General features: G+C 71.3%; 15 protein-coding genes. 12 read left to right on the forward strand and 3 right to left on the reverse strand.

The genetic code is table 11. From position 1 onward, the window contains the following. Nucleotides 1-33 precede the first annotated feature (33 nt). Nucleotides 34-1,041, reverse strand: coding sequence for a stage II sporulation protein M (locus tag A3CE_RS0129180; protein ID WP_026468982.1), 1,008 nt, complete (start codon nt 1,039-1,041; stop codon nt 34-36). A gap of 33 nt (nt 1,042-1,074) precedes the next feature. On the opposite strand from A3CE_RS0129180, the gene A3CE_RS0129185 reads away from it, so the two are divergent. Continuing rightward, entirely contained in the window at nt 1,075-2,007 is a 933-nt protein-coding gene (locus tag A3CE_RS0129185) for an RDD family protein (RefSeq protein ID WP_020643643.1), read from the forward strand. Nucleotides 2,008-2,013: 6 nt separating this feature from the next. Here the strand turns inward: A3CE_RS0129185 and A3CE_RS0129190 are convergent, their stop codons facing one another. Beyond that, nucleotides 2,014-3,207 (reverse strand): neutral zinc metallopeptidase, encoded by a 1,194-nt coding sequence (locus A3CE_RS0129190; RefSeq protein ID WP_020643644.1) that lies wholly within the window; start codon nt 3,205-3,207, stop codon nt 2,014-2,016. A gap of 333 nt (nt 3,208-3,540) precedes the next feature. On the opposite strand from A3CE_RS0129190, the gene A3CE_RS0129195 reads away from it, so the two are divergent. From A3CE_RS0129195 to nudC, 5 genes are read left to right on the forward strand one after another with little or no spacing between them, the layout of a single operon-like run. Beyond that, nucleotides 3,541-5,268, forward strand: coding sequence for a DUF2207 domain-containing protein (locus tag A3CE_RS0129195; protein ID WP_043791134.1), 1,728 nt, complete (start codon nt 3,541-3,543; stop codon nt 5,266-5,268). Nucleotides 5,269-5,270: 2 nt separating this feature from the next. Next, a complete protein-coding gene (locus A3CE_RS0129200) occupies nt 5,271-6,887 on the forward strand; it encodes a DUF2207 family protein (RefSeq protein WP_020643646.1) in 1,617 nt (538 codons plus the stop codon). A 9-nt stretch (nt 6,888-6,896) separates the two neighbouring features. Continuing rightward, on the forward strand, nt 6,897-8,189 hold the full coding sequence (locus A3CE_RS0129205) for a M16 family metallopeptidase (RefSeq protein WP_020643647.1): 1,293 nt from the start codon (nt 6,897-6,899) through the stop codon (nt 8,187-8,189). Then, nucleotides 8,186-9,565, forward strand: a complete 1,380-nt coding sequence (locus tag A3CE_RS0129210; RefSeq protein ID WP_020643648.1) for a M16 family metallopeptidase — start codon at nt 8,186-8,188, stop codon at nt 9,563-9,565. Before A3CE_RS0129205 ends, A3CE_RS0129210 begins: the two co-directional genes overlap by 4 nt. Next, the gene (gene nudC, locus A3CE_RS0129215) at nt 9,565-10,584 is read left to right on the forward strand and encodes an NAD(+) diphosphatase (RefSeq protein ID WP_020643649.1); all 1,020 of its coding nucleotides are present in this window, start codon (nt 9,565-9,567) and stop codon (nt 10,582-10,584) included. The genes A3CE_RS0129210 and nudC overlap by 1 nt, the downstream gene beginning before the upstream one ends. On the opposite strand, the gene A3CE_RS0129220 is transcribed toward nudC, so the two are convergent. Next, nucleotides 10,585-11,034, reverse strand: coding sequence for a hypothetical protein (locus A3CE_RS0129220; protein ID WP_020643650.1), 450 nt, complete (start codon nt 11,032-11,034; stop codon nt 10,585-10,587). It lies immediately after the preceding gene. A gap of 232 nt (nt 11,035-11,266) precedes the next feature. Here A3CE_RS0129220 and A3CE_RS0129225 point away from each other — a divergent pair, with 232 nt between their 5' ends. The 6 genes from A3CE_RS0129225 (at nt 11,267) to A3CE_RS0129250 (ending at nt 18,064) form a co-directional block, all read left to right on the forward strand. Beyond that, the gene (locus tag A3CE_RS0129225) at nt 11,267-12,463 is read left to right on the forward strand and encodes an ROK family transcriptional regulator (RefSeq protein ID WP_020643651.1); all 1,197 of its coding nucleotides are present in this window, start codon (nt 11,267-11,269) and stop codon (nt 12,461-12,463) included. A gap of 23 nt (nt 12,464-12,486) precedes the next feature. Then, the gene (locus A3CE_RS0129230; RefSeq protein ID WP_020643652.1) at nt 12,487-13,845 is read left to right on the forward strand and encodes an extracellular solute-binding protein; all 1,359 of its coding nucleotides are present in this window, start codon (nt 12,487-12,489) and stop codon (nt 13,843-13,845) included. Next, nucleotides 13,842-14,837, forward strand: a complete 996-nt coding sequence (locus tag A3CE_RS0129235; protein WP_020643653.1) for a carbohydrate ABC transporter permease — start codon at nt 13,842-13,844, stop codon at nt 14,835-14,837. Before A3CE_RS0129230 ends, A3CE_RS0129235 begins: the two co-directional genes overlap by 4 nt. A 70-nt stretch (nt 14,838-14,907) precedes the next feature. Further along, entirely contained in the window at nt 14,908-15,801 is an 894-nt protein-coding gene (locus A3CE_RS0129240) for a carbohydrate ABC transporter permease (protein WP_020643654.1), read from the forward strand. Next, nucleotides 15,798-17,063, forward strand: coding sequence for a 6-phospho-beta-glucosidase (locus A3CE_RS0129245; protein WP_020643655.1), 1,266 nt, complete (start codon nt 15,798-15,800; stop codon nt 17,061-17,063). The genes A3CE_RS0129240 and A3CE_RS0129245 overlap by 4 nt, the downstream gene beginning before the upstream one ends. Further along, nucleotides 17,060-18,064, forward strand: coding sequence for an N-acetylglucosamine kinase (locus A3CE_RS0129250; protein ID WP_020643656.1), 1,005 nt, complete (start codon nt 17,060-17,062; stop codon nt 18,062-18,064). The genes A3CE_RS0129245 and A3CE_RS0129250 overlap by 4 nt, the downstream gene beginning before the upstream one ends. Nucleotides 18,065-18,085 lie beyond the last annotated feature (21 nt).

An 18,085-nucleotide genomic window follows, 5' to 3' on the forward strand; every position in this document is an offset into this window, starting at 1 on the left:
TCCTGATCACGCGTGTCGACCGTTTCCGCACGGCTACGCGGACTCGGGCAGGGCGTCTCCGGCGTCGCGCGCGGCGAGGTCGCCGACCTCGCCGTCCTTCGCGGCGCGGCGGCCGAGCGTGAAGACGTAGGTCAGGAACGCCACTTCGACGAGCACGCCGATGCCGACGCGGATCCACGTCGGCCAGCCCGACGGCGTCACGAACGCCTCGATGACCCCCGAGACGAACAGCACGCACGCCAGCCCCAGCGCCATGACCACGACTGACCGGCCCTGCTCGGCCAGCGCCGCGGTGCGGGACCGGCGGCCGGGGTCGACGACCGTCCAGCCGAGCCGCAAGCCGGTGCCCGCCGCGACGAACACCGCCGTCAGCTCCAGGAGGCCGTGCGGCAGCAGGAGCCCGATCATCACGTCGCCGCGGCCCGCCGCGCTCATCGCGCCGATGATGACGCCGGCGTTGAGCGAGTTCAGCCAGAGCGCGCCGATCACCGGCAGGCCCAGCGCGATGCCGAGGAACAGGCACGTCGCCGTCACCCACGCGTTGTTCGTCCACACCTGCGCCGCGAACGACGCCGCCGGCCCGGTCGAGTAGTAGGTCTCGGCCTCGCCGCCGGGCTTGGTCAGCGCGTTCAGCTCGTCCGGCGTCGCGATCGCCGCGCGCACGTTCGGGTCACGCGCGACCCAGACGGCGATCACCGCCATCACCGCGATCGACGCCAGCGCGGCCGGGATCCACCAGCGCCGCGACAGGTACACCGCGGCGGGGAACCGGCGCGTGAAGAACAGCGTGACCTCGCGCCAGGCCGGGTTGTGCGCTCCGGAGACCGCCGAGCGGCCCCGCGCGACCAGGCCGGACAGCCGCCCGACCAAGGCCGGGTCCGGCGCGACCGACCGGACGATCGACAGGTGCGTCGCGGTCCGCTGGTAGAGCGTCACCAGCTCGTCGGCTTCGGGCCCGGTCAGCTTGCCGCCGCGGCCCGTCAGCTCGCCGAGCCGGTTCCACTCCGCCGCGTGCGCCGCGACGAAGACGTCCACATCCACTGGACCACCCTATCCGTCGTTACGCTGGGCGTCGTGCACGAGGAATCCGAGCTGGTCACCGGCGAAGCCGTAGTCCTGGACCTGCGCGTCGCCAAGCTCGCCAGCCGGGCCTTGGCGATGGCCCTGGACGTGCTCGTCCAGTTCGCGCTGCTGTTCGGCTCCTTCATGGTGCTCGCGATCGCGCTGCCGGAGATCGACGAAGCGCTCGGCTTGGCCATCCTGCTGGTGCTCCTGGTGCTGATCATGGTCGGCTACCCGGTGGTGTTCGAGACGCTCTCGCGCGGCCGGTCGCTGGGCAAGCTGGCGGTGGGGCTGCGCGTCGTCCGCGTCGACGGCGGCCCGATCCGGTTCCGGCACGCGCTGGTGCGCGGGCTCGCCGGGTTCATCGTGGACTTCTGGACGCTCGGGCTGTTCGGCGCGGTCGCGGTGATCGTGTCGCTGTGCTCGTCCGACGGCCGCCGCGTCGGCGACTTCCTGGCCGGGACGCTGGTGGTCCGGGAGCGGGTGCCGGAAAGCGCGGGCTACGCGGCGATCGCCATGCCACCGGGCCTCGAAGGCTGGGCGGCCCAGCTCGACCTGACCCGGCTCCCGGACGACCTCGCCCTGGCGAGCCGCCAGTTCCTCGGCCGGTTCGGCCAGCTGCGCCCGGAGGCGTCGCACGCGCTCGGCTGGGGGCTGGCGCAGCAGGTCGGCAACGCGCTGGGGACGCAGGTGCCGCCCGGGGTGCCGCCGTGGGCGTTCCTGGCGGCGGTGCTGGCCGAGCGGCGCAACCGTGACCACGCCCGGGCGTTCCAGGCGTACCGGGCTTTCGGGGCGGCTCAGGCGCCGGGCGGGGCTTATCCGGCGACCGCGGCCCAGTACCCGGGGCCGTCGTACTCCGGGCCGTCCGCGGCGCAGCCGGACCCGCCGACGCCGCCGTCCGGAACCCCGGTGGCCGCGGAAAACCCGTTCACCCCGCCGAGCTGACCCGCGCTATGAGACGTCGGCCGACGCCGAGAGCCAGGTGTTGCACTGCTGGTTCCGGTTCTTGGTGGCGCCGTGCTGCCACCAGGAAATGTTGTGTTTGGCGCTGCCGTGGTCGCGTTTGCCGTTGCGGGCGTAGTCGTCGCCGCGGTCCTGGGCGTTCCAGGCTTCGTTGTAGATGTTGCGGTCGACCGAGCCGCCGGAGATCGACGACGAGCCGAGGAACATCCCCGAGAAGCACTGCGCCTCGAGTTCCATGCGCCGTGACAGCTCCAGGCCCGCCGCCGAGTCGGCGCCCGCGTCGTAGCGCTTTTCGCCGAACGCCTCGGTGATGCCGGCCAGGTTCTGCACGTGGTGGCCGTATTCGTGGGCCAGGATCGACAGGTACGGGCCGGGGTGGTTGCCCCACACGTCGATCTCGATCCGGTCCATCGGCAGGTAGATCGTGTTGTTCGACGGGCAGTAGAACGGCGTGACGCCGGTCGTCGTGCCGCCGCTGCCGCACGGCGTCGACGACTCCGAGAGCGACTGGGGCACCGCCAGGTTCGGCGTCCGGAACGGCAGGTCCACTGCGCCGAGCAGGCGCGACCACGCGGCGTCGAGGCAGCCGATGCCGGACTGGAAGAACCGCGTGGCGCTGCTCTGGTCGGCCGCCCAGCGGCTCAGGGAGCACGGGATGTTCTGCAGGCCGTAGTCCGCGCGGCCGAACAGCGGGTTGTCGCCGGTGGCCACGACCGAGCGGGGCCCGGACGGGGTCTGCGACGTCGGCGTTTCGCGTTCGGTCGTGCGCGCGGTGGTCGTTTCGGAGGTCGACGACGTGGTGGCGGTGGTTTCCCCGGTGGTGTAGGTGGGGGTGTCGGTGGGCTCGGTGCTGGCGTAGCCGGCGTCGGCGACGTGCCGCGACTGCCCACCGCTCAGCGCGACGGCCGCGACGAGCCCACCGGTCACGACGACGATCGCGAAGATCGCTACCGCGACGATCACGCCGGCGTTCGACTTCTTGGCGACGTAGGGCGTGTAGCCGGGAGCGAAGCGCGGCCCGAAGGAGGGCGGCCCGGCATAGCCGGGGGTGAAGACGGCCGGAGCGGCCGCGGCGGGCGGCGGCAGCGGAGCACGCCCGGGCGGCGGCGCGGGGTAGCCGAACGGCGGACCTTGGGTGGGAAAGCCCTGCGGACCGCGGGGTGGCTGAGGCGGCGGCCCCACCGGACCTCCCGGCCACCCGCCGGGTGGGGGTCCGCCTCGCCCGGGAGCGCCGGGGCCTTGCGGCGAGCCGGTCGGCCACGCGCCGGGCGCTTGGCCCGGCCGGCCGGGCACGCCGCCCGGGCCCTGCGGCAGCGGCCGGGCGGCCGGTGGCGGCAGCGGCGGCCTCCCGGGTGGCGGCAGCGGACGGCGCGGGTCGCGCGGACCGGGACCCTGCGGGCCGTGCGTCATCGAAATGGACCCCCCGTGCGTTTTCCCCTGAAAGAACCGGCGTACCTGCGCTGATCACGCCGTTCCGGGCGTCAGCATAGATCGGGTGCTCTAGGGTGTGGTGCTGTGTCGAGGAAATGGGTGACAGCGGCCGCCGTCGCCGCGGCCGTGCTGGTCACGTCCGGGACCGCCGTCGCCGAGGACGGGCCCTCCGCCGGGCCCGTCCTGCCGGACGTGCCCGCCGACCAGGCCAAGAAACCCCAGCTGCTCACCGGGCAGGACGTCCAGCAGGCCGACGGCACCGTCGCCGACGTCGCCCTGAAGGTCCTCCGCGACGGCACCCTGTCCGTCACCGAGAAGGTCACCGTTCCCGGTGGCAAGCAGCTCACCTCCCGCGTCCCCCTCAAGGTCCCGGCGAGCGACGACCAGGACCGCGTCTTCCGGATCCGTGACGTCAAGACCGAAGGCGCCGCCACCAGCCAATTGACCGGCGACCAGCTCGTCCTCACCTTCTCCGGCGGCACCTCGGCCGTCACGTACACAGTGGACGGCGCCATCGCCGACCAGAGCGGCCGCCAGCAGGCCCGCTGGCAGGTCGGGAGCGGCTTCGACGCCCCGCTGGACAAGCTCACCGCGTCGTTCATCGCCCCGTCGCCCCAATTGTCCCCTGTGGACTGTTTCGCCGGGCCGCTCGGCTCGAGCCAGCGCTGCACCCTCGCCGAACTCGACCACACGGGCGTGGTCCGGCTCGAACAGAACGACGTCCGGCCCGGCGACCGCGTCGACCTGCTCGTCGGCCTGCCCGCGAACACCACCCCGGCCAACGCGAAGTTCGCCGGCATCGGCCTGCTCGCCACCGCCTTCGCGCTGACGCCGCTGACCGGAATCGTCTTCGCCCTCCTGCTCGCGTTCCTCGTCGCCGGCGGGATCTTCGTCTGGCGCCGCCGCAAGCAGGACGCCGGCGCGCTCCTCACCGCCACCGGCCCGGTCGAAGTCCTCCTGCGCGACGGCGACCGCGTCTTCTTCGCCAGCCCCGACGGCGTGCTGCCCGGCCAGGTCGGCACCGTCGTCGACGAGACCGTCGACGTCGTCGACATCAGCGCCACCGTGGTCGACCTGGCCGTCCGCAACTACCTCTGGCTCGCGGAAGTCCCGGGCCACGACTGGCAGATCGCCCGCCGCAACCCGCCGGACGAGCACCTGCACGACTTCGAGCGTGCCGTCTGCGAAACCCTGCTGCCGGCGGGCACCGACAGCGTGCTGGTGTCGCAGCTGCGGGCCCGCGGCGGGCTCGACCTGCGCCGGATCAGCGACGCGATGTACGCCGACGTCGTCACCAAGCGCTGGTTCTCCCGGCGCCCGGACACCGCGCGCGGGCGGCTGACCTGGCTCGGTGCCGGGATCTTCGCGCTCGGGCTGGCCGCCACCGCCGTGCTCACCTTCACCGTCGGCGACGCGCTGCTCGGCGTCGCCGTCGCCCTCGCCGGGCTCGCCGTCGCCGCGGCGGCCGCGCTGCTGCCGTCCCGCACCGCGCGTGGCCGGGTGCTGGCCGGGCAGGTCCGCGGGCTGCTCGACTACCTGCACACCGCGAAAGCCGACGACATCCCGCCCGCCGACCGCGAGCTGGTGTTCTCCCGCTCGCTGCCGTACGCGGTGGTCCTGGGCGACACCGAACGCTGGCTCGGCACGTTCGCCGGGCTCAACCCGGCGTCCGACGGCTCGGCCGGGCTGTACTGGTACGGCGGCATGGAAGCCGAGTCCGACCTGCGCCGGTTCGGCAGCCACTTCCCGTCCTTCCTGACCGCGCTCGACGGGCTGCTCACCGAGTCCGGCCGCGCCGCGGCGACCCGCTGACCGTGTTCGCCGCGGCGGTACTCGCACTCTTCCTGGTCGCCGCGCCCGCGGACCAGCCGCCGCTGCCGACCGTGGCGCAGAGCGCCGAGATCCAGCTCAAGGTGCAGCGCGACGGCTCGTTGTCGGTCGCCGAAGCGATCTCGGTGCCGCAGGGCACGACCATGGACCGCCGCGTCGCGCTGCGGGTTCCGGCGCCGCACCACCGCGACCGCGTCTACGGCGTCCGCGACGTCGTGCTCGAAGGCAGCGGGACGGCGAACGTGGACAAGGACGCCTTCACCGTCCACCTCACCGCGGGCACGTCGATCATCCGGTACACAGTGGACGGTGCGGTCGCCGGGAGCCGGGTCACCTGGGAGCTGGCCGGCGGCTGGAGCACCGAGCTGAAGTTCGTCCGCGCGTCCTTCGCGGCGCCGAAGATCCCGACGGCCGTCGACTGCCTCGCCGGCCCGCCGGATTCGGACTTCTCGTGCGGGGCCGCGCAGATCGACCACGCCGGGCTGACCCGGTTCAACCAGCAGGACCTCGCCGCGGGGCAGCGGATGACGGCGACCGTCGAGCTGCCCGCCGGCACCGTTCCCGACAACGCAGTCCTGGTCCCGGCCAAGACGGTCGCCGGCGCGTTCGTGCTCACCGCCCCGGTCGGCTGGGCCTGGGGAGCCTTCGGCGCGCTCCTGCTGGCAACGACCTCCTGGGTGCTCCTCGCCCGGAGGCGTCGCTTTCACGTGAAAGCGACGCCCCCAGGTGGGCACTTTCACGTGAAAGCGACGGGTGAGTTCGCGTCTCCGGAAGGTGTGCTGCCGGGCCACGTCGGTGTGCTCCTGCAAGGCTGCCCGGGGGCCGCCGACCTGGCCGCGACCGTGCTCGACCTCGCCGTCCGCAACTACCTCTGGGTGAGCGCCGAGGACGGCGGCTGGCGGCTGGCCCGCCGCAACCCGGTCGACGAGCACCTGACGGCGTTCGAGCGGGCCGTCTTCGACGCGGTCGTTCCGGACGAGCCGGTGACTCTCGCCGAACTGCGGCGGCGGCACGTCGGCGTCGCACCGGACGCGCTGTACGAGGACGCCGTCCGGCGCGGCTGGCTCGCGCGGCCGCCGGGCAAGCGCCTCGGCAAGCTGGGCCGCGCCGGGATCCGGGTCGTCTTCTACGGCCTCTTCCTGACCGTCCTGCTGGCGCTGACGGCCGGCTACGCCCAGCTCGGCGTGATCGTCGTGCTCGCCGGGGTCGCGGCCGCCGTCGCCTCGGCCGCTCTGCCCGCGCGGCGGCGGGCAGGCGCCGACGTGGCGCGGCGCCTGCGCGGCGTCGCGGAGAAGCTGGCGTCCGCCAAGCCGAAGGAGCTGACGAAGCCGCAGCGCGAACTGGTGTTCTCCCGGGGCCTGCCGTACGCGCTCGCTCTGGGCGAACTAGCGCCGTGGGTGGCCGCGTTCGGCTCACTCGATCACCCGCCGCCGGTGTACTGGCACGCCGGCGACGTCACCCCTGACCAGGCCGGATCCTTCGCGACGGCGCTCGCGGGCACCTTCGCCGCCGCGCGGCGCGGCCGCCTCCTCGACGCCGTCGGTCAGCACAGCCGTTCTCACCCGCCGGTCGGGACGCACGCGGGCGCCGACCCGTCGTAGGGTGGGGCCATGGCCGATCCCGAGCTCGTCCGATACACCCTCGACAACGGTCTGCGCGTGGTTCTCGCCCCCGACGCGACCGCGCCGGTGGTCGGCGTCAGCGTGCACTACGACGTGGGTTTCCGTTCCGAGCCGGAGGGGCGCACCGGTTTCGCCCATCTCTTCGAGCACCTGATGTTCCAGGGCTCCGAGAGCCTGGAGAAACTCGCGCACTTCCGGCACGTGCAGTCCAGCGGCGGGACCTTCAACGGGTCCACGCACCCGGACTACACCGACTACTTCGAGGTGCTCCCGAGCGCGGCACTCGAGCGAGCACTGTTCCTCGAAGCCGACCGGATGCGCGCGCCCAAGCTGACGGCGGAGAACCTGGCGAACCAGATCGACGTCGTCAAGGAGGAGATCCGGCTCAACGTGCTGAACCGGCCGTACGGCGGGTTCCCGTGGATCACCCTGCCGCCGGTGCTGTACTCGACGTTCCCCAACGCGCACAACGGTTACGGCGGCTTCGAGGACCTCGAAAGCGCCACGGTCGAGGACTGCGCGGCGTTCTTCGACACCTACTACTCCCCGGCGAACGCCGTGCTCACGGTGGCGGGTGACTTCGAGGTGGACAACGCCAAGAAGCTGATCGAAGACAACTTCGGCGACGTCCCGCACCGGCCGGCGCCGCAGCGGCCGTCCTTCGCCGAGCCGCTGCCGACCACCGAGCTGCGCGGCGAGATCGAAGACGCGCACGCCCCGCTGCCCGCGCTCGGCATCGGCTACCGGATGCCGGACCCGATCAACGACGTCGACGGCTACCTGGCGTACCTGGTGCTGGCCGGGGTGCTCACCGACGGCGACGGTTCCCGGCTGCAGCAGCGGCTCGTGCACCGCGAACCCCTGGTCGTCGACATCGGCGCCGGCGCCGGGTTGTTCGGGCCGTTCGAGGCCCGCGACCCCGACACGTTCACCATCACCCTGATCCACCCGCACGAGGTGCCCCGCGAACGCGTGCTCGCCGCGCTGGACGACGAGCTGGAGAAGCTCGCCGAGAACCCGCCGAGCGAGGAGGAGCTGCGCAAGGTCACCGCCCGCTGGACGGCGAGCCTGCACTCCGAGCACGACAGGCTGGTGTCCCGGACGCTGGCCCTCGGCTCGTTCGAACTGCTCTACGGCGACGCGTCGCTGGTGTACAAGCTCGCGGACCGCATGTCCGCCGTCACCTCGGAAGCCGTTTCGGCGGCGGCGAAGGCGCTGCGCCCGGACGCGCGCGCCGTGCTGGTGGTCAAGCCCGCTTCGGAAGGGAACAACGAGCAGTGACTTCTGCAACGCACCGCAGCGCCGAGGAGATCGGCCGCACCGCGCGGGGTCCGCGGCCGCTGCCGCCGCTCGGTGAGCAGCGGGCCGCCACCGATCTGTCCCATGTGGACACCCAGCTTGCGAACGGCCTGCGCGTGGTGGCCGTGCGCAAGGCGACCGTGCCGCTGGTCGAGGCGCGGCTGTGGATCCCGTTCGCGGGCGACGACGCGCTGCACCCGGCGATCGCCGAGGTCCTCGCCGAGACGATCCTGACCGGCACCGCGCGCCGCAACCGCATCGAGATCGACACCGAGCTGGCGCTCATCGGCGGCGACATCGGCGCCGGCGTCGACCCGGAACGCCTGGTGCTGACCGGGTCCGCGCTGGCCGACAAGCTGCCGACGTTCCTCGACGTCCTCGGCGACGTCCTCACCGGAGCGACGTACGCCGACGAGGAGATCGCCCGCGAAAAGGAACGGCTGGTCGAGCGGATCGCCGTCTCGCGGACCCAGCCGCGCACGATCGCGCGCGAGGCCCTGCAGAAGCACCGCTACGGCGACCACCCGGTGACGCGCGAAGTCCCGAAGGCCGAAGACGTCGCCGTCGTGACGCCGGACCAGGTCCGCGCGCTGCACCAGGCGTCGGTGCTGCCGCGCGGCGCGGTGCTGGTGCTCGTGGGCGACCTCGACCCGGCCGGCGTGCTCGACGACCTGGAGAAGGTGCTCGGCGGCTGGGCGTCGGACCGCTCCGCCGTCCGGTTGCCGCCGCTGCCGGAGCTGACCGGGCCGAGCGTGCTGCTGGTGCCGCGGGCCGGCGCGGTGCAGTCGCAGATCCGGCTGTCGGCGGAGACCGTGCCGCGCACCGACCCGGGTTACGCCGCGCTGCAGCTGGCGAACCTGGCCTACGGCGGGTACTTCTCGTCGCGGCTGGTGGAGAACATCCGCGAGAACAAGGGGTACACGTACTCCGCGCACTCCGGCTTCGAGTTCACCGACGGCACGGCGGTGGTCAACGTCGACGCGGACACGGCCACCGACGCGACGGCGCCGGCGCTGCTGGAGACTCGCTACGAACTGGGCCGGCTGGGCCAGGTCCCGCCGTCGGGCGACGAGCTGGAGTCGGTGCGGCAGTACGCGATCGGCTCGCTGCTGACCTCGACGTCGTCGCAGGCCGGGCTGGCCGGGCAGGTGCTGGCGCTGGCCTCGACGGGGCTGGGCCTGGAGTGGCTGATCGAGCACCCGGCGCGGGTGGCCGCGGTGACGGCCGAGGAGGTCGCGGAAGCGGCGTTGAAGTACTTCGCGCCCAAGCGGTTCACGGGCGTGGTGGTCGGTGACGCGGCCGTCCTGGAGCACAAGTTGCTGGCCCTCGGCGACGTCGTCGTGGGCGAGCCGGCCTGATGTCCGTCCCGTTCACCCTCGGTGCCCTGCCGACGTTGTCCCGGTCCACAGTGGACCGTCAGGAAGGCTTGCGCACCAATCCCTCGCGACTGACGTCGCGGTGGGCCGACGCCCGGGTCGTCCTCCTGGACGACACCGGGCGCACACCGGTCGTCGAAGGCTCGTCGACGCTGGCGTTCCGGAAGGCGGTCGATTTCGGGACCGCGCCGCCGCCCGACGCGGTGTTCCTGGGCGAGTGGCAGGACGTCGACTACTGGTCGCTGCCGGGTGGGCCGTCCGGCGAGGCCGACACGGTGAAGATGGCGGGCAGCTGGGGCTTCGTGGAGGAGGTCCCGCGCGCGGACGGCGAGGTCTGGGTCGAGCTGCGCGGGTACGGCGACCTTCTGGACGACACGTCGGCCGGCCTCTTCACCACGGCGCAGGCGTTGCGCTTCTGGCGTCGCCAGTCGAAGTTCTGCACGCGCTGCGGCCACCCGACGGAGCTGACCCAGTTCGGCTGGGCGAGCAAGTGCACGAACGACGGACGCGAGGAGTACCCGCGCACGGACCCGGCGGTGATCTGCCTGGTCCACTCGCTGGAGGGCACGAACGGCTCGCACGTCCTGCTGGCCCGCCAGCCGATCTGGCCGGCCGGGCGGTACTCGGTGCTGGCCGGGTTCGTCGAGGCGGGGGAGTCGCTGGAGGCTTGCGTGGTCCGCGAGATCCGCGAGGAGGTGGGGGCGGCCGTTTCGGACGTCCGGTACCTCGGGAGTCAGCCGTGGCCGTTCCCGCGGTCGATCATGCTGGGCTTCACGGCGCGGGCGGACCGTTCTGCTCCTTTGGTTCCCGCCGACGGGGAGATCGAAGAGGCGCTGTGGGTGTCGCGGGCGGAGGTTCGGGAGGCGTTCTCGAACAGCTCGCGGCGGGGCGAGGGCGCGCGGCCGACGCCGATCGCGGACGGCGCGGCGGAGATCATCCTGCCGGGGAACTCGTCGATCGCCCGCGTGATGCTCAAAGCCTGGGCGGACGCGGAGGAGTAGTCACGGCCAGAACGGCTCTGCCCCCTTCGCCGCCTCGGCGATAACTCGCCCATCCAGGCGGATGGTGGTCCGCTCGATTCCTACCTTCCGCCACTCGACGGCGAATTCGAACGCCTCCGACGGCAGCGGTGCCAGCCACAGCTGCCGCTCGCCCCGGTAGGACCGGTCGTTGCTCGAGGCGCCGCCGCCGAGCTCCACCAGCGAGCCCCGGTCGACGCGGAACTGCAAGCTCGCGTCGGCCGGGCCCGGGAGCCCGCCCGCGAGGACCATGTCGATGCCGGCCCACGTCGAGTCATCCCAAGAGCCGCGGCGAACCGCCAGGTGCAGCGTCAGGCTGCAGCCCGCCGGATACGCGACCACGTGTTGCAGCGCGATCACGGCGAGTTCACTCCGGGCCACGAACCGCGCGATCGGCACCGGGCAGCCCAGGATTTCGGCGGTCGGGTCCATCCTTCCAGCATCCTCGCCACGGCAACTCGATAACCCCTGACCAGGCCCGGGACCACCGGCGCAAGTCGTTCACCGGTGTTACGGCCGGATGGCCTACCACCGCCCCAAGCGTTACCCGGCCGTTTCTCAGGCCCGTTGACGGCTGTGCCCCGGCTCACTACAGTCCCCGGAAACCGTCTGTAAAGTATCCTAATTAAGTCCGGAGGGACGAGTGCGAGCCGGTAGCCCGCGGATGCTGCGCGAGATCAACGATCGCGCCGCGATCGAGGTCCTTCTCCGCGAGGGACCCCTCACGCGTGCCGAACTCGAGCTCGCCATCGGGCTCTCCAAGCCCGCCACCGCACAGCTCCTCACCCGGCTCGAGCTGGACGACCTCGTCGTGAAAGCCGGCGTCCGGGGTGGTGGCCGGGGGCCGCGGGCCCAGCTCTGGGCGGCCAACGGCAGCCTCGCCTTCGTCGCCGCCGTGGACCTCACTCCGCACGTCGCCGACTTCGTCGTCGCGGACGTCGCCGGCGTCGTGCTCGCCGAGTACCGGACTCCGCTGCCCGTCCACGAAGGCGCCGACGTCGTCGGGACCTTCGGGGACGCCCTCAACCACGTCACCGCGGAAGCGGGGATCACCCGGAACCAGCTGGCCCACGTGGTGATCGGCGCGCAGGGGGCGTTCGATCCGCGGACCGGCCTGCTCTCCTCGGCGCCGCACATCCCCGGCTGGCTCGGCTTCGACGTCCCGCAGAAGCTCAGCGACGACCTCGGCGTCGACGTCCTCATCGAGAACGACGTCAACCTCGTCGCCGTCGAGGAGATGACCGCCGGGATGGCCCAGGACGTCGACGACTTCGTCATGGTCTGGCTGTCCGAAGGCGTCGGTGGCGCTGTCGTCATCGGACGGCGGCTGCTGCGTGGCGCGACCGGCGGTGGCGGTGAGATCGACTGGATGCGGGTGCCCGATCCGGTCACAGTGGACACCGGTGACGTCTGGCCCGTGGCCGGCGCCCGGTTCGGCAACCTCGTCGACTCCCCGGCCATCTGCCGCCTCGCCGCCGCCCACGGCATCGAAGCCGAAACCGCCTGGGAAGCCGTGGAGAAAACCGGCCGCGATCACCCCTTCCTCGACGACCTCGCCAAGCGGGTCGCGGGCGGCGTCGCCAACCTCGTCGCGGTCGCCGACCCGCAGCTCGTGCTCCTCTGCGGTGACACCAGCCGCGCCGGCGGCGAGGACTTCGCCGCCCTGGTGCAGGAAAAGCTGCACGAACTGGTCCTGCCGCGCACCCCCGTCGGCTGCGCTTCCGTGCAGGGCAACGCCGTCCGCGCCGGTGCGCTGCAGTCCGCGCTGGCCACCACCCGAGTCGACGTCTTCGGCGTCGTCACCCCCACGCTCCTCGGGTCGCAGACCCGAGGACGAAAGCACCCGTCCCCGACCGAGTAGCCCAACCGATGAGGAGGAGGGCCATGCCCCCTACCACCCGGATCCGCCGCGGCTCGCTGTTAGCGGTCGCCGCCGCGGCGTCCGTCCTGCTGACCAGCGCCTGTTCCGGCGCCGCCGCCCCGAGCGGCGGTGACGCGTCCGCCGCGCCCGGCAAGGACGACAAGCTCACGCTCACCGTGTACTCCAAGTTCACCGACCGCGAATACGGCGTGGTCACCGCGGGGCTCAACAAGCTCAAGGCGAAGTTCCCGAACATCGAGATCAAGCACGAGGGCAACCAGGACGACGACAAGCTCACCCAGTCGATCCGCGGTGGCAACCCACCCGACGTCGCGATCTCCTTCTACACCGACAACCTCGGCGCCTGGTGCTCGACCGGCAGCTTCCAGGACCTCAAGCCCTACATCGAGCGCGACAAGATCGACCTGAACCAGATCCCGGACGCCGTCCGCAACTACACCGAGTACCAAGGCAAGCGGTGCGCGATGCCGATGCTCGCCGACGTCTACGGGATGTACTACAACACCGGCATGTTCGCGGCGAAGGGCGTCACCTCGCCGCCGAAGACGATGTCGGAGCTGTTCGAGGCCGCCAAGAAGCTCACCGAGTTCAACCCGGACGGCTCGATCAAGGTCGCCGGCTTCCTGCCCTCGATGCCGTTCTACGCCAACCAGGCCCAGTACTGGGCGCAGTACTTCGGCGCGTCCTTCCTCGGCCCGGACGGCAAGTCCGACCTCGCCACCAACCCGGGCTGGAAGGAGATGTTCGAGTTCCAGAAGAAGCTCATCGACTTCTACGGCGGCCACGACAAGGTCGAGAAGTTCAAGGCCGGCCTCGGTGACGAATACTCCGCCGACCAAGGCTTCCAGAAGGGCAAGCTCGCCATGATCATCGACGGCGAGTTCCGCACCGCCTTCCTCAAGGACCAGGCGCCGGACGTCAAGTACCAGACCGCGCCGTTCCCGGTGCTCGACACGATGGCCGACCACTACGGCGGCGGCTTCACCACCGGCACGATCATCGCGATCCCCAAGGGCGCCAAGAACCCCGGCGCCGCGTGGGAGCTCGTCAAGCAGGTCACCCTGGACACCGACACCCTGGTGGACATGGCCAACGGCCTGAAGAACGTGCCCAGCACCAAGGCGTCGCTCACCTCGCCGAAGCTGGACCTGCAGCCGCAGTTCAAGACGTTCCTCGACATCTACGACAGCGGCAAGCTGGTGGCCAACCAGACCACCCCGATCGGTGACGCGCACCTCAAGGCGGTCAACGACTTCGCCGAGAAGTGGCAGGCCGGCTCGATCCCGGACCTGACCGCGGGCCTGGCGAAGGTCGACGCACAGGTCAACGACGAACTGAAGCAGAAGGGCGCGGGGGGATGACGTCCACCGCCCTGCCTGTCAAGACCGACGGCTCCCCGTCCGCACCTGCCGAGGTGCGGGCGGGGGCCCGCCGGGCCAAGCGCCGCCGGACCGTCTTCTTCTTCATGGCCCCGGCGTTCCTCGGGTTCCTGATCTTCTTCGGCTACCCGCTGATCGCCACGGTCTACTACTCCTTCACCCGCTACGACCTGATCAACCCGCCGCAGTTCATCGGCTTCGACAACTACGTCCGGATGTTCACCACCGAGCCGCTCGTCGGCACGGCCGCGTACAACACGCTGTGGCTGGTGGTCGTCCTGACGGTCTGCCGGGTGGTGTTCTCCCTCGGCATCGCGTCGGTGATCTCGCGGCTGAAGTCGGGCGTCGGCCTGGTCCGGACGCTGTGCTACCTGCCGACGCTCGCCCCGCCCGCGGCGGCGACCTTGGCCTTCGTCTTCGTGTTCAACCCGGAGTTCGGCCCGGTCAACCGGTTCCTGCGGCTCGTCGGCATCGACGGCGGGCTCTGGTTCAACAGCCCGGCGATGTCGAAGCCCGCGCTGACGCTGCTGGCGCTGTGGGGCTCCGGCGAGCTGATGATCATCATCCTGGCCGCCCTGCTGGACGTCCCGACCGAGCAGTACGAGGCCGCCGAGCTCGACGGCGCCGGCCCGGTCCGCCGGTTCTGGCACGTCACGCTGCCGTCGATCTCGCCGGTGCTGCTGTTCGGCGTCGTCAACTCGATCATCTACGCCCTGCAGTTCTTCACGCAGGCGATCGTGGCGGCCTCGGCGAGCGCGGGTACAGCCGACGTCGCCGGCAACTCGAAGCTCATCGGCGCGCCCCAGAACTCGACGCTGACGTACCCGATCTGGCTCTACGTCCAAGGCTTCCGCTACTTCAACATGGGTTACGCGGCCGCGATGGCTGTGCTGCTGTTCATCGTCTCGTCGGGCTTCACGTGGATTCTCGTGCGGCAGTTGCGGAAAACTCAGCACCAGGAGGAGGGGGCATGAACATACCCTCGCGACAGCCTGTTCATGACCCCGACCGGGTGCGGGTGTCCCGCATGAATGGAGTGGGGGCATGATCACGCTGTCCGACACCGCGCGCAAGCCGCCGGTGTCCGTGCCGCCCCGCGTCCGGTTCAAGCGCAACTGGGACAAGCGGCTCTCCTACATCGCGACGCACGCGATCGGGATCGCCCTCGGCGTCATTTTCATGCTGCCGATCCTGTTCGTGTTCCTGACCGCGGTGATGAAGAGCGACCAGGCGATGACGGCGAGCCTGTGGCCGAGCGAATGGCACTTCGAGAACTTCGTGACGGTGTTCAAGAAGGCGCCGCTGCTGGAGTACTTCGGCAACAGCCTGCTGTATTCGGCGTGCGCGACCGTGGGCGCGCTGCTTTCGGCGATCCCGGCGGCCTACGGGCTGGCGAAACTGCGGTGGCGCGGGCAGAACCTGTTCTTCATGCTGACCGTGGCCGCGATGCTGCTGCCGCCGCAGGTCACCGTCGTCCCGCTGTACGACCTGTGGGTCCGGATGGGCCTCACCGGCACGCTGGTGCCGCTGATCGTGCCGTACTTCTTCTTCGACGCGTTCTCGATCTTCCTGCTGCGGCAGTTCTTCCTCACCATTCCGAAGGACTACATCGAAGCGGCGAAGATCGATGGCTGCAACGAGTTCCAGGCGATGTACCGGGTGCTCATCCCGATGGCCAAGCCGGGAATCGCGGCCACCGCGATGTTCTGCTTCCTGTTCACCTGGAACGACTACTTCGGCCCGCTGCTCTACACCGGCGAGAACCAGGACCACTGGCCGCTTTCGCTGGCGATCGCGTCCTTCCGCGGAATGCACCATGTCGAATGGAACATGACGATGGCCGCGACCGCGCTGATCATGGCGCCGGTGATCGTGCTGTTCGTGTTCGCGCAGAAGTCGTTCGTCAAGGGCATCACATTCACGGGGGTCAAGGGATGAAACTGGCAGTCGTCGGTGGCGGGTCCACCTACACGCCGGAGCTGATCGACGGGATCGCCGGCCGCCGGTCCACTTTGGACGTCGACGAGATCGTGCTGGTCGACCCGGACGCCTACCGCGTCGAGGCCGTCGGCGGGTTCAGCCGGCGGTTGCTGGAGCACGCCGGCCACCCCGCGCAGGTCCGGACGACGCAGTCGCTGGAAGAAGGCGTCGACGGCGCTTCCGCCGTGCTGATCCAGCTGCGCGTCGGCGGGCAGCGGGCCCGACGGTCCGACGAGACGTTCCCGCACGCCTGCGGCTGCGTCGGCCAGGAGACGACCGGCGCGGGTGGCCTCGCGAAGGCGTTGCGCACGGTGCCGGTGGTCCTGGACATCGCCGACCGCGTCCGCAAGATCGCCGGCGACGACACGTGGATCGTCAACTTCACCAACCCGGTCGGCATCGTCACGCGCGCCCTGCTCAACGAGGGCCACCGCGCGGTGGGCCTGTGCAACGTCGCCATCAACCTGCAGCGCCAGTTCGGGAAGCTCCTGGGGGTCGGCGCGGACGACGTCAAGCTCGTCCACACCGGGCTCAACCACCTGAGCTGGGAGCGCGGCGCCCTCGTCGACGGCGTCGACCGGCTGCCCGAGCTGCTCGAGGAGCACCTGGACTACCTGTCCCACGAGGTCAGCGTGCCCGGGAAGTGGCTGCGACGGATGAACGTCGTGCCGTCGTACTACCTGAAGTACTTCTACGCGCACGACGAGCAGGTCACCAAGCAGCGCACCGAGCGGCCGCGCGCGGACGTCGTGTCCGACGTCGAGGAAGAACTGCTGAAGATCTACCTCGACCCGGAGCAGAACACGAAGCCGGAGTCCCTCGAAAAGCGCGGCGGCGCGTATTACTCCGAGGCGGCGGTGCAGCTCGTGCACGCGCTGACCGCGGGTGGCCCGGCCGAGGAGCACGTGGTGAACGTCCGCAACGACGGCACGTTCCCGTTCCTGCCGGACGACGCGGTCATCGAGGCTCGGTCCACTGTGGACTCGAAAGGCGCGGCGCCGATCCCGCAGCCGCCGGTCGAGCAGAACTTCGCCGGGCTCATCGCGGCGACGACGTCGTACGAGTACCTGGCGCTGGAGGCGGCGCTGAAGGGTGGCCGCGACCGCGTGGCCGATGCGCTGCTGGCGCACCCGCTGGTCGGCCAGTACACCAAGGCCGACACCCTGGCCGATTCGCTGGTGCAGATCAACCGCGAGTACCTGCCCTGGGCCCGCGGATGAGCGCGTCCAATTCCGCCTCCGCGGGGAAGAGTACGTCGGCGGCGGTCATCGCCATCGACGGCGGGAACAGCAAGACCGAGGTCCTCGTGGTCTCGGAAGATGGCGTCGTGCTGGGGTCCTCGCGTGGCCCCGGCGCGTCGCCGCAGAACATCGGCGTCGCGGCCTGCGTCGCGGCGCTGGAAGAGCTGGTCTTGGCGGCGTACCCCGTGTTCGGGACGCGGCCGGAAGCGATCCACACGTCGGCCTACCTCGCCGGACTCGACTTCCCGCGCGAGGAGGAGACGCTGCACGCGGCCCTGTCCGCCCGCGGCTGGAGCGACACCCTGACCGTCGGCAACGACACCCTCGCGCTGCTCCGGGCGGGCAGCGCGGGGGTGGGCGTCGCGGTCGTCTGCGGTGCCGGGATCAACGGCGCCGGCGTCGGCCCCGACGGCCGCGTGCACCGATTTCCCGCGCTGGGAAAGATCTCCGGCGACTGGGGCGGCGGCTACCGGCTCGGCGAAGAGGCGCTGTGGTGGGCCGTGCGAGCCGAGGACGGCCGCGGCCCGCGGACGGCGCTGCGCTCGGCCGTGGCGCGCTACTTCGGGCAGCCGACGCTGCTCGACGTCGTGCAGGGCCTGCACTTCGAAGAGATCGACGCGGCGTCGATCCACGGCCTGTGCCCGCTGCTGTTCGAGGTGGCCGCGGCGGGCGACGAGGTCGCGCAGGACATCGTCACACGGTTCGTCGAGGAGGTCAGCGTGTTCGCGACGGTGATCCTCCGGCAGCTGGACCTCACCGCGGACGCCCCGGAGATCGTCCTCGGCGGCGGCGTGCTGACCGGGGTCGGCGCGCCGGTGATCGCGGAGATCGAGCGCCGGTGCCTCAAGGTCGCGCCGCGCGCGGTGGTCCGCGTCGTCGACGTGAACCCCGTCGTCGGCGCGGCTTTGTTCGGCCTGGACACGCTGGGCGCCACCGAGGCCGCGAAGGCGGCCCTGAAGGCGGCGACCCAGCGCGCATGACCCGGCGTGACCTGCCTCGAA

Origin of the sequence: Amycolatopsis balhimycina FH 1894 (assembly GCF_000384295.1) — a bacterium.
Taxonomy (GTDB): domain Bacteria; phylum Actinomycetota; class Actinomycetes; order Mycobacteriales; family Pseudonocardiaceae; genus Amycolatopsis; species Amycolatopsis balhimycina.

What these genes read in the sequence shown, in the direction of transcription:
- A3CE_RS0129205 (WP_020643647.1), top strand. Translation starts at nt 6,897, where the DNA reads ATGGCCGATCCCGAGCTCGTCCGATACACCCTCGACAACGGTCTGCGC.
- nudC (WP_020643649.1), top strand. Translation starts at nt 9,565, where the DNA reads ATGTCCGTCCCGTTCACCCTCGGTGCCCTGCCGACGTTGTCCCGGTCC.
- A3CE_RS0129220 (WP_020643650.1), bottom strand. Translation starts at nt 11,034, where the DNA reads ATGGACCCGACCGCCGAAATCCTGGGCTGCCCGGTGCCGATCGCGCGG.
- A3CE_RS0129225 (WP_020643651.1), top strand. Translation starts at nt 11,267, where the DNA reads ATGCTGCGCGAGATCAACGATCGCGCCGCGATCGAGGTCCTTCTCCGC.
- A3CE_RS0129230 (WP_020643652.1), top strand. Translation starts at nt 12,487, where the DNA reads ATGCCCCCTACCACCCGGATCCGCCGCGGCTCGCTGTTAGCGGTCGCC.
- A3CE_RS0129235 (WP_020643653.1), top strand. Translation starts at nt 13,842, where the DNA reads ATGACGTCCACCGCCCTGCCTGTCAAGACCGACGGCTCCCCGTCCGCA.
- A3CE_RS0129240 (WP_020643654.1), top strand. Translation starts at nt 14,908, where the DNA reads ATGATCACGCTGTCCGACACCGCGCGCAAGCCGCCGGTGTCCGTGCCG.
- A3CE_RS0129245 (WP_020643655.1), top strand. Translation starts at nt 15,798, where the DNA reads ATGAAACTGGCAGTCGTCGGTGGCGGGTCCACCTACACGCCGGAGCTG.
- A3CE_RS0129250 (WP_020643656.1), top strand. Translation starts at nt 17,060, where the DNA reads ATGAGCGCGTCCAATTCCGCCTCCGCGGGGAAGAGTACGTCGGCGGCG.